The organism is Paenibacillus solani, from assembly GCF_001277345.1.
In the GTDB taxonomy this organism is placed as follows: domain Bacteria; phylum Bacillota; class Bacilli; order Paenibacillales; family Paenibacillaceae; genus Paenibacillus_AQ; species Paenibacillus_AQ solani.
In genome coordinates this window covers 1250256-1264474 of record NZ_LIUT01000001.1, presented here as the reverse complement: position 1 = coordinate 1264474, position 14219 = coordinate 1250256, and the positions used below count along the sequence as shown (strand labels likewise).

Below are 14219 nucleotides of genomic sequence, written 5' to 3'. Positions count from 1 at the left end.
CAGTATATCAGACAACGGAACGTAATCAAAATGGATTTTTCAACACAACTTTTGTGTTATTGTTAATGCTCGCGTCTCGGATTCATCTCAGAACCCATTTTGGTATTGTCTCGAGTCTTATTCAGAGCCGGGCGTCTTCTCGACATAAGCAGCGGTTTGCGGAATAGAATCTCGCCCATCGCTTTGGCACTAAACGGTATAAAGGGCCACAAATAAGACGAGTTATAGGAACGGTGAGTCGTCAGTAGCAGGATCAAAAGCGTCGTCCCGATGACAAAACCCTTCACTCCGAATAATGCAGTAGCTATCAGAAGAAGCAGCCTGACCATCCGATTGGCAAGCCCAAGCTCATAGCTTGGAGTCGCGTACATTCCGATGGTAGCGACCGCCATATACAATACGACCTCATTCACAAATAATCCAGTCTTGACGGCGATGTCACCAACTAGAATCGCAGCAATCAATCCCATCGCCGACGCAAGCGGGGTCGGTGTATGAACGGCCGCCAGCCGGAGCAAATCGACGCCGAATTCCACGATCATAAACTGCAGAATAATCGGTATCTTCGAATTCTCATGTGGACCGATAATATCAAGTCCGACTGGCTTCAGTTCTGGATGGACCACTAACAGCATCCATAGCGGGAGCAGGAACATCGAGGCAAATATGCCTATAAAACGAATCCAGCGCAAGTAAGTCCCCATAAACGGTGTTTGGCGATTCTCCTCGGCATGCTGACAGAGGTCCAGGAAAGTGGAGGGCATGATCATCACGCTTGGCGAGGTGTCTACCATGATTACAATTCGGCCTTCCAGCAGATGAGAAGATACCACATCGGGCCGCTCCGAATATCTTACCAGCGGATAAGGATGCCAGCCTTTATTCACAATAGCTTCCTCCAGTTGTTTGTCTCCGAGAGGGAGTCCTTCCAAATCAACTTCCTGAATTTTTGCGCGAATCGCTTCCACCTGGGTACGATCGGCAATATCATCAATGAAGACGAGACCGACGTCCGTCCTCGTCCGCCTTCCCACTTTCAGAATCTCTATATGCAGTCCCGGATCGCGAACCCGCCTGCGCACCAGGTTCACGTTAGTAACAAGCGTCTCCGTAAAACCATCTCTCGCGCCGCGGACGACTCGTTCCACATCAGGCTCTTCCAGTCCGCGAACCGGATATTTCCGGGCATCCAATAGAATGGCGGAATGCGCATCCTCTATGAATAGCGCGCACAAGCCGGAGAGCACTTCATTGATTATCTTGCTAAGCCTTGTGTCCCGCTCCACCTGAACATGCGGAATGTACTTGGTCATCATCTCGGTCAGCACTTGTTGATTGCTCACGTCTTCGGGTTTCAAGTACGTGAGCCTGGTTAAAATCTCTGTCAGTATATCGTCATTGGTGAACCCGTTTAAGAACAGCAGCCCCGCATTTCTGCCGGCAAAGTTCATTTCGCGAAATACCACATCAAACGATACCCCTAGGCCGATCACCTCTTTAAGCGTTTCTTTCAGGGCACTCAGCTTTGCAGGAATGTGGTCGTTTTGCTGCCAATACAGGACTGATTCCTCTGTACTGTCGGATGTTTCGGACTCTCTCTTTTCCCTTAGCGCCTTTTCCTCCAGCGCTTTAATTTCCGATGGAGGGATCAAAGGTATCCCGGTTTCGAGTTCACCATTATGCATTGTCTTGTCGTCCATAAGCTGCCTCCTAGCCATGACAATCACTTGTTGTAAACAAACCAGTCGAACAAAGAGCCTGCTACCTTTCCTGCCACCATGGCCATAAGAAGACCAAATAAATAACCTGTCAAGCGGAGCCGCTTGGCCAGGATCGGTAATACATTCAATACTTCCGTAAGCGCGGCTGCCAGCATACCGATAAATATCCCGCACATCAATCCGATGACGGTACTCACTATCGGTCCAAGCGGTACGGACCATTTCCAGAAATCGGCCATCGTGCCAATGAAAGAACCTGCGATCAATGCCCCCTCGTACCAATGCACCCGACCATATGTTGCCGTCAGCTGGGATAGTCTTGGAATGATGTCCAGCACAATGATAAGCGCTATCACTCCACCGCCGACCGCAATGCCTCCGGCAACACCAAGCAGGCAAATGAACATCCCCTGAAGAATGGACAAGCTCATCGTTTCTTACCCTTTGTATTGGCGCTGCCGTTCATTTTGCGATATTCTTCGGCAACGACGAACTGATCCAGATTTTCCTGATAGAGATACATCTCCACTTCTAGCGGAGTCGGCTCTTCATTCCATTTCTTCTTGAACAAATGATTGAAGAACACTGTCATTCCGAATCCGAGGCCAAGGGAATACGCAATTTGGAACAAATATGGATGCTCATCTCTTTCCCCTGTCACCATCTCAACAATCCGGATATGTACCTCAAGCATGTTGACATCAGCATGAAAGTTCATGATGGTAAGCGCAGAGCCGAAAAACAAGAGCAGCCAGATGAGCGGAAACCACAATTTCGAGCGTTTGCTGTCAGGACCGACAAGCTCAACCAGCGTATGATGGTTGCCCATCGTTTCAATATGAACGCCGGGAACCAACGCTTTGATCTTGGGGATGATTTGAATTAGATCCATGACAAGCCGGTTGCCATCAATATCCTTCGGTTGCGTTAGCGGCATGGCTCGAAGCCTACCCTCCCATTCGGGCTCACAGACGATGAAGGCGACATCACCGAGTTTGACGGTCTGGTCTATGGGTAACCGTATGCGGCTTCGCAGCTGCAGAAACACCGTCGGAGTGGGATTAATCTTCATCCGAAACACTCCTTTACTGCTAAATTACCGTTAGTATGGGAAAAGCCTCCCGATTCTACTCGGATTGAATCATACTTTTCTTCCGTGAGCTCAGGACGGCTTAAAGTTGCTTCAATAGAATAAAACGCCGTCCCTATGGACGGCGCTGCTTTGAGCAAATTATTCAATTTTTGAAGGTCCAGGTTACTGCGCGATTTCATTGCGAATACTCTGCAGTATTTTCTTCTCAAGTCGTGATACCTGAACCTGTGATATCCCTAGACGGCTGGCAACTTCCGATTGCGTCTGATCCCGGTAATACCTCAAATAAACGATGAGGCGCTCCCGTTCAGTCAAACCCCCTATCGCTTCATTCAAAGCCAGCTTGTCGAACCATCGCTCCTGCGAGTCGTCGGCAATCTGATCCATGAGTGTGATAGGATCTCCGTCATTTTCAAAAACGGTCTCATGAATAGAGGTTGGCGGTTTATTCGCCTCTTGGGCAAACACTACTTCTTCAGGTGTTACTCCAAGCTCTTCTGCCACCTCTTTTATCGTTGGAAGTCGATCAAGCTGTTTGGACAGCTCGTCCCGCTTCTTTCTGACCTTGTTGGCCATTTCCTTAAGCGACCGGCTGACCTTGAGAGTCCCGTCATCCCTTAAAAAGCGCTGAATTTCTCCGATAATCATCGGTACGGCATAAGTAGAGAACTTAACGTCATAACTGAGATCGAACTTGTCCACGGATTTGAGAAGACCGATGCAGCCGATTTGAAACAGATCATCAGGCTCATACCCCCGGTTCATAAACCGCTGAACGACTGACCAGACAAGACGAATATTACAGTTGACGAGCGTATCCCGGGCGACATTATCCCCGCTTTGGCTAAGTGCAATGAGTCGTTTGACCTCCGCGTCGTCCAAATAAGTCTGCGAAGTTTTTTTCACATCGGCATCCATTTGTCCAACCCCTAATTATATAAAGCTTTCTTAGATTCGATCCTCTTTTTCATTTTGATCGACGTACCGCTTCCTGGTTCGCTGATCACTTCAAATTCATCCATGAAATTTTCCATGATGGTGAATCCCATGCCGGACCGTTCGAGCTCTGGTTTTGAAGTATAAAGCGGCTGCTTGGCCATTTCTAAGTCCTCAATGCCTCTTCCGGAGTCTTCAACACACAGCGTAATGATATCCTTATCTATGGAGGCTTCTATCTTGACAACCCCGTCCGGATTGCTGTCATAGCCGTGGATGATACTGTTCGTGACTGCTTCAGAGACCACCGTCTTCAGATCACTCAGCTCATCCATATTCGGATCCAACTGGGAGATGAATGCAGCCACAGCGACACGGGCAAAGGATTCGTTCTCCGACTTTGCGGCAAACTGCAGCGTCATAAAATTATGCTGTGCTTTTCCCTCACTCATGACACGACCTCCATACCCGAGAGCGCCGTACCCTCGTTCTCATATATCGGCATAATTTTGAATAACCCCGACATTTCAAGCAAGCGGTACACCTGCGGCTTGACATCACATACTGCCATCTTTCCGCCCTTTTGCTTGATGAATTTATAGCGTCCCAGGATAACTCCAAGACCCGAGCTGTCCATAAAGTCCAAGTGCTTCAAGCTCAGCACCAAGTGCTCGGTTTGGCGTCTCTGAATAGCTTCATCCAGCTGCATCCGGACATGATCAGCCGTATGATGATCCAGTTCCCCGGATAGACGGACGATCAGAACATGTCTGTGATGCTCCATATCAACGTGCAGATTCATGTTTGCTCACTCTCCTCCCTGTCATGAACAAGGATTTCTACACAGGGAAAAGACATTCCTGCATCATGACAAAACTAGAAGAAAACTCCTATGAATCTACATGAAACAACTTGCCTGTTGTCCGTTTAAACAATTTCCAGAAGCCGGCTTTCTTGACCTCGACAGGAGAAGTCAGCTCGAACTCTTTTACCAGGCGATCTCCTTGATAAACGGATAATTTGCCAACGACCTGTCCTACGGATACAGGCGCCTTTACATTGGTTTCCATCTGAATCTCATGACGGATATCAGGGTCTTTTACCCCCTTCTTAACAAGGACGTTGTAATCTTTATCCGCTTGGATTGAAATCTGCGACTCCATTCCCTTTTGCACTTTCACAATGCCGAGCACCTCACCCGGCTTATAGATGGAACGCATCGTATATTGGGCAAACGCATAGTCAAACATGCGGGACACTTCCTGGTTTCGTGTCTTGGTATCCGGAGCTCCCATGACTACGGCTACCGTACGTAATCCGTCCCGCTTAGCCGTTGCGGACAAACAGAATTTAGCCTCCGACGTATACCCGGTTTTCAGCCCGTCGGCACCTGAATAGAAACGGACCAGCTTGTTCGTATTGACCAGCCAGAAGGGTTTCTCTGAGTCTTTGCGCAAATAATCTTGATAGATGCCCGTATAATCGGTAATCTTTTCATATTTCAGCAATTCCCGGCTCATGACTGCAATGTCGTGGGCCGAAGTATAATGATTCTCCGCGGGAAGTCCGTTACAATTCACAAAATGCGTATCTTTCATTCCAAGCTCGGCTGCCTTGTCATTCATCATCTTAACGAAGCCTTCCTCTGAGCCGGCAATTTTCTCTGCCATTGCCACGGAAGCATCATTTCCCGATGCCATGGCAATACCCTTGAGCATTTCATCTACGGTCATTTCTTCGCCAGGCTCCAGAAAGATCTGGGATCCGCCCATAGAGGCTGCATATTCGCTGGCCTGTACCTTATCCGTCAGCTTCAAGCGCCCTTCATCAACCGACTCCATTATGAGCAGCATGGTCATGATCTTGGTAATGCTGGCCGGAGGCAGCTTATCATGGCTGTTCTTCTCATAAATAATGGTCCCGGTGTCCGCATCCAGCAATATGGCGGAACGCGCGCTTGGGGCCAATTCCCCTTGGTTCAAACCTCCGCCGCCTTTACTCTGCTCTTCTGCATAGGCAGGCACCACTACACTGGACCATCCCATCAACAGTACGAGAAATCCAGCGATTATTGCTTTTTTCACTTTCTGTCCCCTCCTGACATTCGTAATCATGGCATCCCGACAAGTACGGGTCTGCTATTCATTGTCGTCAGGATGAAAACAAATTATTCCAGCATATCACGAAAAGTTCTAGATGACTTAACCTCGAGATATGACAAAGAGGCTGAGCTTTTGCAGATACACTATCTGCATGAGCTCAGCCTCTTTATAGGATTGAGTTACATTTTTGGAATAATAGCCATGACAAGGTCAAGGAATTTGGTTCGAACCTTCTCAGCCGTTTCCATGACTTCATCATGGGAGAGCGGCTGATCCAATATCCCTGCAGCCATGTTACTGATGCACGAGATGCCCAGCACCTCGAGACCCGCATGTCTTGCAACGATAACCTCCGAGACCGTTGACATGCCTACCGCATCCGCACCGAGCGTGCGCAGCATGACGATTTCAGCCGGTGTTTCATAGGTTGGTCCCAGCAAGCCTGCATAAACCCCTTCTCTGAGCACAACATTTTGGCTCACAGCCACTTCTTTTGCCAGTTGGCGCAGCTTCCGGCTGTAGGCTTGGGACATGTCCGGAAACCGGACGCCGAGCTCCGGCTCATTCGGGCCGATCAACGGATTGGTTCCAGTCATATTCAAATGATCAGAGATCAGCATCAGGTCACCAGGCTCATACGAGGTGTTAATGCCGCCTGCAGCATTCGTAACCAGCAGACTCTTCACTCCCAGCTCTTTCATAACACGCACCGGAAAGGCGGTTACTTCCGGGCCATAGCCTTCGTACATGTGGAAACGGCCTTTCATCAGAACGACAGGTCGATCATGAATCGTACCAAGCAGCAGCTCCCCGTCATGGCCTTCTACAGTCGATACCGGAAAATGGGGAATGTCTGTATACGGGATGGATACCGGATTTTGAATCAATTCCGCTAATACGCCGAGACCTGAACCCAAAATCAGACCAACTTCAGGTTCGACGCCCTTCTGTTCGCGTATGTATGCTGCAGCTTCCTTAATATGCTGTTGAACTGTGCTCATAATTCATACCTCTCCTAACTGAATTTAAGTTATAGTACTCCAAAAACGGCCGCTTTAAGCTCTAGGATGATGATGATCGTACACTTCCTTCATGCTTTTCTTCGCAGGCTGATACATGCTGGTTGTGGATAAGGCCGAATGCCCCAGCATTTCCTGCACAGAGCGTAAATCAGCGCCGTTCTGAAGCAGATGAATGGCAAACGAATGGCGGAGCGTATGCGGCGTAATTTCCTCCTCAATTCCAGCCTGCTTGCCATACTTTTTAATAATTTTCCAGAATCCTTGCCTTGTCAAGCGAGTACCCAAGGGATTCAGAAATAATGCTTCCTCATCGGTATCCTTTACCAGCTGTTCCCTCATATTAGGCAAATAATCAGCCATACTCCTGGCAGCAATCTGCGTAATCGGAAGAACCCGCTCCTTCCCTCCGGCGGCACAGCGTAAATACCGCATCTCAATATTAATATCGTGTGTATTGAGATTCACCAATTCCGAAACCTTGATACCTGAGGCGTATAACAGCTCAAGCATCGCCTTGTCTCTTGCTCCTATGGGTGTGCCAGAATCCGGGGCAGACAACAGCTTATCCACCTGTTCTATCGTCAGGGCCTTCGGGTCTTTCCGTTCGAGCTTAGGACGATCGATCAGCTGAGTCGGAGCTTGGGAGATCACAGATTGACGAACCAAGTATTGAAAGAAGGAATGCAGAGATGCAGTGCTGCGAAGCAGGCTTGAGGCCGCCCGGCCTTGCTGCTTCAGCCTGCCCATATACAGTCCCAGCGTAGTTCGATTCACTTCATTCGGGCTGGTTATGCCCTTCTCCTCCGAATAAGCGATGAATCCGGCAATATCAGCCCGGTACGATTCAATCGTATTGCGGGAGAGTCTCTTCTCGTCTTCTAAATAAGTTGTATAGTCGTGCAGATATTGCTTCATAATCGTTCATGCTCCTATTTCCTCGCGTCCCTAATTATGTTACTCCCCATACCAATAATAAAGTCGCAGACGTTCAGCCGGCGAATAACGGGAATCCATCGTGCTCTCAGGTCGAAACGCTTTAATCGCTTGTCCGGTAGGCGTACGGTACGGATCAACTGGCGTCAGCCAGTCTCCTACCCATCCCAATATAATGTAGAAAAACATGGTCAGAACAGCAAAAATCGAAATGAAGCGGATCAGGGAACCTATTTTTCGAATCGAAATAATCACGGGCAGCGCCTCTCTTTCATCATTGAATGATCACAGTAGATGGGCCATCGCCATTGGTGTCATATCAAATAAAGCTTATGATACAAGCTGCCGAATTATGATGTTCCCCGTTCAGTGTCATTAATGATGCTGCCTCTGAAAAATGCTGAGAATAATAAAAAAAACGTCTTTCTCGACGTAATATGGATTGATACCATCTAAAAAACCCTCCCGGCTTACGCCGTAGAGGGCTTGCCGTGATGGTCATCACTGCGGGTTGTTAATGGGTATAAGATTATTATTTGTCCTGGTCGTTCTTGCCCTTCTCTTTGCAACGGTAGCATATGCCGTGGAAATCAAGCCGATGGTCATGAACGGTAAAGTTGAATTCTCTCTCCAACCGCTCTTCCAAAGGACCAAGCCAATCCTCGCGAATCTCATCCATGCTTCCACATTGAGTACATATTAAATGATGATGATGATGCTTCGACGTATCCGTCCGCAAGTCATAGCGGGCAACACCATCGCCAAAATTTATCTTCTCTACAACATGAAGCTCACTGAGCAGCTCTAGGGTACGGTAAACGGTTGCCAGACCGATCTCCGGAGCCTTTTCTTTCACGAGCATAAATACATCCTCTGCGCTAAGGTGGTCGTCTTCATTTTCCAACAATACGCTTACCGTGGCTTCCCGTTGGGGCGTTAGTTTGTATCCTTGGGATTGTAGCTGCTGTTTAATTTTGTCGATCCGCGCTTCCATTGTTTCCCTCCCCCTTGGAAATCACTGCACGTTATTGTTCACTTCCTTCATTATAGGGGGATTTGACAAACAAAGTCAAACGGTTTTGCTATATGGAAAAATTCGCGGTTTATAACAACATTGGCGTGACCCAGCGCATCATGACAGGTGTTACCCAGGTTTCAAATGAAGCAACTCCGAGTGTTAGCAGGACCATAATGAAAGTCAACATGGCATACGAGGCAAAAGGCTTGGTCATACTGCTGCCTCGATTCATGATGAATCGATCCCTGATAATATATAGCGAGAACGTGATCGCTGCCACGCTGCACATCATAAGTACCGGTATGACAAACAAATTTTGCGGGGCGATCGACACCAGCGCGAACAGCAGGCCTTTCCAGGAATACTGTCCAATCAGATAACCGACTGTAAACCCGATGAGCACCCCTTTTAAAAAATCCAATATTAATATTCCCGGAAGCCCGATGACGGACAATCCCAGAATCCATATCAAGCCGATCCATTTCAGGTGTAAGGCTGCGATGCTCCAGTAAGAAGACGAACCCGTAGTTTCTCCACTATCCTGGACATTGACAAAAAAGTGGTTTAAATAACGGGCCATATCTTGCTGCTGCTCCAAAGAAAGGGCATTGACCATCAGTGCTCCAAACAGAACGCCTACCAAAAATAAGACGCCCACGAACACATAAAGCATGGTCTGATCTTTAAAAGCTTGGCGAAATGATTGCATAGAATAGAGTCTCCTTTCTGGTGTCTCTACTCTATTCTATGACAATCGTCAGCCTTGTATGACCTCTTGGATGAAAGAGTTGACCCCATTTACCGGAGCACCTTCCCGTAAGAGCCTCCGCCTCCAGCTGATAAGGGCAGTGTCCCATTCCGGGCCATCACGATGCTTGCCGCGAGTCCCTCGCCGGCAACGGCCGCCAGCTCCGCTTCCGTAGCCTGATGCAGGATATTCATTTCGGTACCGAAGGCATCAAGCAGCTTCGACATGGCGGACTTTCCGAGCCCCGGGATAAACTCTAGCGGAACCTGATAGTGATACGCCGGTCGGCTCTCCGGAACGATAGGCTCAGGGCGGTCGGCAATATTCAGGATCCGGTCAAATACACCTTGAACCAGCTTCGTGCTACCACAGTACGGACACCGAACCAATTCATGAATATCGGTTCCTTCATCCAGGACACTATCGCATCCATTACAGTAGGAGCGGTGATATTTCCCTAACCGGGGATTAAGACCGTAATTCGCACTGATTATGCGGCCTTCCTTCATCGCTAGTGCTTTGCGAAATTCAGCAAATGATGGCTCTGCCATGTCAATCCGGTTATATTCCCTGCCGATCTTACCAAGTGAATGGGCATCCGAATTGGTCAAGAACGAGTAAGAGTCCAGTTCGCTAATCCGCCCGGCCATGGAGGAATCCGCACTAAGCCCAAGTTCGATCCCAGCAATTGCGTTCAGGTCGAAGACTTCGCTCATGCGATCAGCCATATTGCCGTACAAGCCTTTATGCGGAGTGAATACATGCGCAGGTATCAGCAATCCCCCTCGATCCGTAATTTCCTGCTGCAGTTCGCGTGGCGATACGTAAATGCGCTGAGAACTGAGCTGTATATTTTTCATATATTTTGCCATCCAGACAGAAAACTCCTGAATGGTGCGAAGATCAGGGAAATAGGCCAGTACATGGGCTGCACCACGTCCGCTTTCACGGATCTCGATCTCGCTTCCGAGGAGTATTACCGTATCTTGATACGCAATGCCGCCTCCCTCTACTTCTCGCATGGAGCCATTGTCCAAACACTCAAGAATATCTTCCTGGACCGAGGGAGAATGGCAATCGATAATACCAATCATCTGGATACCCTTCCGTATTGAAGCCTCAACGGCGATGTTCTCAAAGGTCAAGTTGTTGCTTGCACTTATTTTCACAGCTTGACCGTTACCTGCCCGTCCAATATGAATGTGCATGTCACAGTAATAGGAGTGAATTCCGGCGGGAGACACATTCTTCTCGGATTGCGGCATCTTAGATCTTTCCTTTCAGCATATACATATCCCAGGCATAAACGGCAAGAATGGTTTTGGCATCACTGATTCGCTCTGTTTGTATGAGTGAATATGCCTCTTCTAGCGTGATCTCCATCATCTCGATAAATTCATCCTCATCCGGATTCATCTCTCCACTGATCAGATCTTCTGCTAAATACAAATGAATGATTTCATCCGCAAAGCCAGGCGAAGTATAGAAGGAGTGAAGTTTACGGATCGACCCGCATGTATAACCCGTCTCTTCCTGCAATTCACGCTTGGCAGCTTCCAGCGGATCTTCGCCTGGTTCGAGCTTACCTGCAGGTATTTCGACTTCGCAGCGTCCAAGCGGTTGACGATATTGATTCACCGCTAGTATCTTATCGCCTTTGATAGCCAGCACGGCTACAGCACCCGGATGCCTAACCACTTCACGGGTTGCTTCCTGTCCATTAGGCAGTTTAACTGTGTCTACCTGTAAAGAAATGATGTTTCCTTTAAAAATAGATTGGGTGGACACTGTGGTTTCTTCCAGCAATTTATCCGAAGCTTCTCGGTTATTACGACCGAAATCGCTCATATCACGACCTCCTTTGTTTAAAAACGGTATGACTGACCATGCTATTGCATAAGGTGTATTATATCAAAATTCCCAAGAAAGAAGGAAGCGCCGGATGAAAAGCTATAAAGGGGAGCACTCGATACATATGGTAGGACAGGCATGGCAGATTCGAATCATGCTAAAACAGTGGCAGCAGCAATGGGGTCCCGGAACGATGATTAAGGATATACTTACAAAAAATAGAAGCGATATTGACGAAAAATAGATTGATAAATTAGGTCTTAAGACCCTTTTTTCGACTTTTTTCTATTTTTTTTGATCAAGGACCATGACCTTTGCTCCTACAAAGGTGTTATATCATTGGGAGGCTTCGTGATGCGAAATATACCAATTATTGAAACCGAACCTATAGCCAATCCGCCTTCAAACCTTTATGAGCGCGGTAAATGGTACAAAAGACGCGGTTATCTTGAACAGGCTTTGGAGAGCTTCAAGGCAGCCACACATACTACTTCCACCGACAAAGGAAGCCAGGAATGGAAGGAAGTGGACCCTAGCTGGCTCGAGTACGGGTTATTAAGCATGCGCATGCGATTATTCGCTAAATCTGAGGAAGCTTTCAGAGTTGTCGTGCAGCATTCCGGAACCTATGCTCAAGAGGCATTAAATCAGTGGGCCGCACTTCTGCTCATGAAAGGAATGCCCGATCACTTGATATGCGAACGGCTCTTGGACGAAACCAGGAACTATAACATGGTACCAAGCATGGTTGGCAAGTCCATGTTCTACATCGGAGCATACTGTTATGCTTCTCTTTGCTTCGCTAAACACAAGGTCATACATCCCGAATGCTCCATACAGTATGCCGCCAGTTTGGTTATGACGGGCCAAATCGCTGAAGCTTTGCAGTTCATCGACCGTTATGGGGATCCCATTAAACGACCTAGTGAAGGAACATCCGAAGCAATCCAACTGTCCAGAATCGGAAAGCTATGCAGATGGTCTCTTACTGATTCAATTCCCGATAGGTTTATTTTCAAGTCGGAAACCCTGGAGCTCGCTCGCACAGCCATATCGCTTAATATGGTTCCCATAGCAGAAGGCCTCCTTCCCGAACAGGACACCTCTGCTTATTATGCTCTGATCTGCTTTCTTTATTATGAAGGGTATAGAGATCTTGCTATCTCAAAAATGGACCAGCTTGAGGTGCTGCCTCTGGATGGTCAAGACAGTTTCAGCAAGAAACTATGTTTTATCGCTGCTGAGAATTTGTATATACACAGAAAATATCACGAAGCCGCCTCCTTGTTCGAACAGCTCAGATTATCTGATCCTCTGCATGAGGAGACACGATTTGGCGAAGCGGCTTGCTATTTGCAATCGACCCTGATCTCCCTCTCCTCACGTTTAGAAGCACAATACGCATCTGCATCTGCAAGCCAAGAGATCAAATCTCATATGAATAATGTCAATGCTGCCCTGCATATCGTCGAGAGTACGAACTGGCGTACGACATGGTCGCCTGCTCAAGACAGGATCGAAAACTCTAAGTCAAAGTCCATCTTAAATTAATATGATCAATCATAAATAAGCCCGTAGCAGAATGGATCATCTGCAACGGGCTTTAGATTAAAAATCACAATGTACTAGGCTTTCGCCGTCTCTTGGATAATGCCTACCACGATCTGCGCAGCCTTAACTAAATCTGAAGCTTGAATGCGCTCCTGCGTGGTATGAATATCCTGATATCCGATGGCCAGATTAACAGTCGGTATCCCGAGTCCATTAAAAATATTGGCGTCACTGCCGCCTCCGGAATGGAATGTACGCGTTGGTAAACCCAATCCGCCAATAGCACGCGTCGCAAGCTGGACAACCTCATCATGTTCATTGAAGCTAAAGGCCGGGTATACGATTTCACTGATAAACTCACAATTGGCACTATATTCACGAACCGTGGTTTCCAGAGCTTCCCGCATATCGTTCACTTGCTTTTCTACTTTTTCTTGAACGATACTACGCGCTTCCGCATCAATCTGAACATAGTCACAGACAATGTTGGTTGCTCCCCCACCTTGGAACTTGCCGATATTGGCTGTAGTTTCCTTATCGATACGTCCCAGCTTCATTTTGGCAATCGCTTTGGATGCAACTTGGATCGCGCTGATGCCATCCTCCGGGTTTACACCGGCATGGGCGGACTTTCCTTTGATGATCATTTGAATTTTGGCTTGGGTCGGAGCAGCAACAGCAATTGAGCCCAGCTCTCCGTTCGAATCCAAGGCAAAACCAAGATCTGCATCCAGATGATCCGGGTTAAGTGACCGAGCTCCAATGAGACCCGACTCCTCCCCAACTGTAATTACAAACTGGATCTGTCCATGCGGGATGTTATTCTCCTGAATGACCCGGATTCCTTCCAGTAAAGCTGCAATGCCTGCCTTATCATCTGCCCCGAGAATTGTTGTGCCGTCGCTTCGAATCCATCCGTCTGCGCCTAACGTCGGTTTAATGCCTTTTCCAGGTGTTACGGTATCCATATGACAAGTAAAGAGCAGCTTAGGAGTTTGCTCTGCCACTTGATCCGCTTTCCATGTAATAATCAAATTGCCTGCTCCGTGCCCTGTTTTTTCCTTCGCATCATCTTCGATGATGTCAAAGCCAAGTTCGGAGAATTTATGTTTGAGAACTTTCGAGATTTCTTGTTCATGCTTGGTTTCGCTATCGACCTGAACCAATTCCATAAATTCTTGGATGATACGTTCTTCTGAGATCACTGGACTTCCCTCTCTTTCGCAGATACGATACAATGTCTT

The 14219-nt window shown here is 47.7% G+C and carries 17 protein-coding genes; 2 read left to right on the top strand and 15 right to left on the bottom strand.

The annotated features are described in order from the left end of the window. Nucleotides 1-62: 62 nt before the first annotated feature. The 14 genes from AM231_RS05605 to AM231_RS05535 all read right to left on the bottom strand — a co-directional run bounded on the left by AM231_RS05605 (nucleotide 63) and on the right by AM231_RS05535 (nucleotide 11421). Nucleotides 63-1700, bottom strand: coding sequence for a spore germination protein (locus AM231_RS05605; protein ID WP_054401631.1), 1638 nt, complete (start codon nucleotides 1698-1700; stop codon nucleotides 63-65). A gap of 23 nt (nucleotides 1701-1723) precedes the next feature. After that, nucleotides 1724-2152, bottom strand: coding sequence for a stage V sporulation protein AB (locus AM231_RS05600; RefSeq protein WP_054401630.1), 429 nt, complete (start codon nucleotides 2150-2152; stop codon nucleotides 1724-1726). Next, nucleotides 2149-2793 (bottom strand): stage V sporulation protein AA, encoded by a 645-nt coding sequence (locus tag AM231_RS05595; RefSeq protein ID WP_054401629.1) that lies wholly within the window; start codon nucleotides 2791-2793, stop codon nucleotides 2149-2151. Before AM231_RS05595 ends, AM231_RS05600 begins: the two co-directional genes overlap by 4 nt. A 183-nt stretch (nucleotides 2794-2976) precedes the next feature. Then, on the bottom strand, nucleotides 2977-3732 hold the full coding sequence (sigF, locus tag AM231_RS05585) for an RNA polymerase sporulation sigma factor SigF (protein ID WP_053488823.1): 756 nt from the start codon (nucleotides 3730-3732) through the stop codon (nucleotides 2977-2979). Nucleotides 3733-3743: 11 nt separating this feature from the next. Next, nucleotides 3744-4202, bottom strand: coding sequence for an anti-sigma F factor (gene spoIIAB, locus AM231_RS05580; RefSeq protein ID WP_054401627.1), 459 nt, complete (start codon nucleotides 4200-4202; stop codon nucleotides 3744-3746). Next, entirely contained in the window at nucleotides 4199-4552 is a 354-nt protein-coding gene (gene spoIIAA, locus AM231_RS05575; protein ID WP_053488825.1) for an anti-sigma F factor antagonist, read from the bottom strand. Before spoIIAA ends, spoIIAB begins: the two co-directional genes overlap by 4 nt. Before the next feature lie 88 nt (nucleotides 4553-4640). Further along, nucleotides 4641-5834, bottom strand: a complete 1194-nt coding sequence (locus tag AM231_RS05570; RefSeq protein WP_054401626.1) for a D-alanyl-D-alanine carboxypeptidase family protein — start codon at nucleotides 5832-5834, stop codon at nucleotides 4641-4643. Between the two features lie 197 nt (nucleotides 5835-6031). Beyond that, nucleotides 6032-6853 carry a purine-nucleoside phosphorylase gene (locus AM231_RS05565; RefSeq protein WP_053488827.1) on the bottom strand — a complete coding sequence of 274 codons (822 nt, stop codon included), beginning with the start codon at nucleotides 6851-6853 and terminating at the stop codon, nucleotides 6032-6034. A gap of 54 nt (nucleotides 6854-6907) precedes the next feature. Next, the gene (xerD, locus tag AM231_RS05560) at nucleotides 6908-7789 is read right to left on the bottom strand and encodes a site-specific tyrosine recombinase XerD (protein WP_054401625.1); all 882 of its coding nucleotides are present in this window, start codon (nucleotides 7787-7789) and stop codon (nucleotides 6908-6910) included. Between the two features lie 39 nt (nucleotides 7790-7828). Continuing rightward, nucleotides 7829-8062 carry a YqzK family protein gene (locus AM231_RS05555; RefSeq protein WP_053488829.1) on the bottom strand — a complete coding sequence of 78 codons (234 nt, stop codon included), beginning with the start codon at nucleotides 8060-8062 and terminating at the stop codon, nucleotides 7829-7831. A 277-nt stretch (nucleotides 8063-8339) separates the two neighbouring features. Beyond that, nucleotides 8340-8801 (bottom strand): ferric iron uptake transcriptional regulator, encoded by a 462-nt coding sequence (gene fur, locus AM231_RS05550; protein WP_053488830.1) that lies wholly within the window; start codon nucleotides 8799-8801, stop codon nucleotides 8340-8342. A 109-nt stretch (nucleotides 8802-8910) separates the two neighbouring features. After that, nucleotides 8911-9534 (bottom strand): stage II sporulation protein M, encoded by a 624-nt coding sequence (gene spoIIM, locus AM231_RS05545; protein WP_053488831.1) that lies wholly within the window; start codon nucleotides 9532-9534, stop codon nucleotides 8911-8913. Between the two features lie 89 nt (nucleotides 9535-9623). Continuing rightward, nucleotides 9624-10838, bottom strand: a complete 1215-nt coding sequence (locus tag AM231_RS05540; RefSeq protein WP_053488832.1) for an endonuclease Q family protein — start codon at nucleotides 10836-10838, stop codon at nucleotides 9624-9626. Between the two features lies 1 nt (nucleotide 10839). Further along, nucleotides 10840-11421 (bottom strand): NUDIX domain-containing protein, encoded by a 582-nt coding sequence (locus AM231_RS05535; RefSeq protein ID WP_054401624.1) that lies wholly within the window; start codon nucleotides 11419-11421, stop codon nucleotides 10840-10842. 94 nt (nucleotides 11422-11515) lie between these two features. On the opposite strand from AM231_RS05535, the gene mciZ reads away from it, so the two are divergent. Then, nucleotides 11516-11668: a Z-ring formation inhibitor MciZ gene (gene mciZ / locus AM231_RS27990; protein ID WP_082341543.1), complete on the top strand. Its 153-nt coding sequence runs from the start codon at nucleotides 11516-11518 to the stop codon at nucleotides 11666-11668. Nucleotides 11669-11778: 110 nt separating this feature from the next. Beyond that, nucleotides 11779-12975: a hypothetical protein gene (locus tag AM231_RS05530; RefSeq protein ID WP_054401623.1), complete on the top strand. Its 1197-nt coding sequence runs from the start codon at nucleotides 11779-11781 to the stop codon at nucleotides 12973-12975. Nucleotides 12976-13049: 74 nt separating this feature from the next. On the opposite strand, the gene AM231_RS05525 is transcribed toward AM231_RS05530, so the two are convergent. Further along, on the bottom strand, nucleotides 13050-14180 hold the full coding sequence (locus AM231_RS05525) for a tripeptidase T (RefSeq protein ID WP_054401622.1): 1131 nt from the start codon (nucleotides 14178-14180) through the stop codon (nucleotides 13050-13052). Nucleotides 14181-14219: the final 39 nt, after the last annotated feature.

Coding starts and splice junctions, on each gene's coding strand:
- AM231_RS05605 (WP_054401631.1), bottom strand. CDS start 1,700: ATGGACGACAAGACAATGCATAATGGTGAACTCGAAACCGGGATACCT.
- mciZ (WP_082341543.1), top strand. CDS start 11,516: ATGAAAAGCTATAAAGGGGAGCACTCGATACATATGGTAGGACAGGCA.
- sigF (WP_053488823.1), bottom strand. CDS start 3,732: ATGGATGCCGATGTGAAAAAAACTTCGCAGACTTATTTGGACGACGCG.
- AM231_RS05600 (WP_054401630.1), bottom strand. CDS start 2,152: ATGAGCTTGTCCATTCTTCAGGGGATGTTCATTTGCCTGCTTGGTGTT.
- AM231_RS05540 (WP_053488832.1), bottom strand. CDS start 10,838: ATGCCGCAATCCGAGAAGAATGTGTCTCCCGCCGGAATTCACTCCTAT.
- xerD (WP_054401625.1), bottom strand. CDS start 7,789: ATGAAGCAATATCTGCACGACTATACAACTTATTTAGAAGACGAGAAG.
- AM231_RS05565 (WP_053488827.1), bottom strand. CDS start 6,853: ATGAGCACAGTTCAACAGCATATTAAGGAAGCTGCAGCATACATACGC.
- spoIIAB (WP_054401627.1), bottom strand. CDS start 4,202: ATGAGTGAGGGAAAAGCACAGCATAATTTTATGACGCTGCAGTTTGCC.
- AM231_RS05535 (WP_054401624.1), bottom strand. CDS start 11,421: ATGAGCGATTTCGGTCGTAATAACCGAGAAGCTTCGGATAAATTGCTG.
- AM231_RS05530 (WP_054401623.1), top strand. CDS start 11,779: ATGCGAAATATACCAATTATTGAAACCGAACCTATAGCCAATCCGCCT.
- spoIIM (WP_053488831.1), bottom strand. CDS start 9,534: ATGCAATCATTTCGCCAAGCTTTTAAAGATCAGACCATGCTTTATGTG.
- AM231_RS05595 (WP_054401629.1), bottom strand. CDS start 2,793: ATGAAGATTAATCCCACTCCGACGGTGTTTCTGCAGCTGCGAAGCCGC.
- spoIIAA (WP_053488825.1), bottom strand. CDS start 4,552: ATGAATCTGCACGTTGATATGGAGCATCACAGACATGTTCTGATCGTC.
- fur (WP_053488830.1), bottom strand. CDS start 8,801: ATGGAAGCGCGGATCGACAAAATTAAACAGCAGCTACAATCCCAAGGA.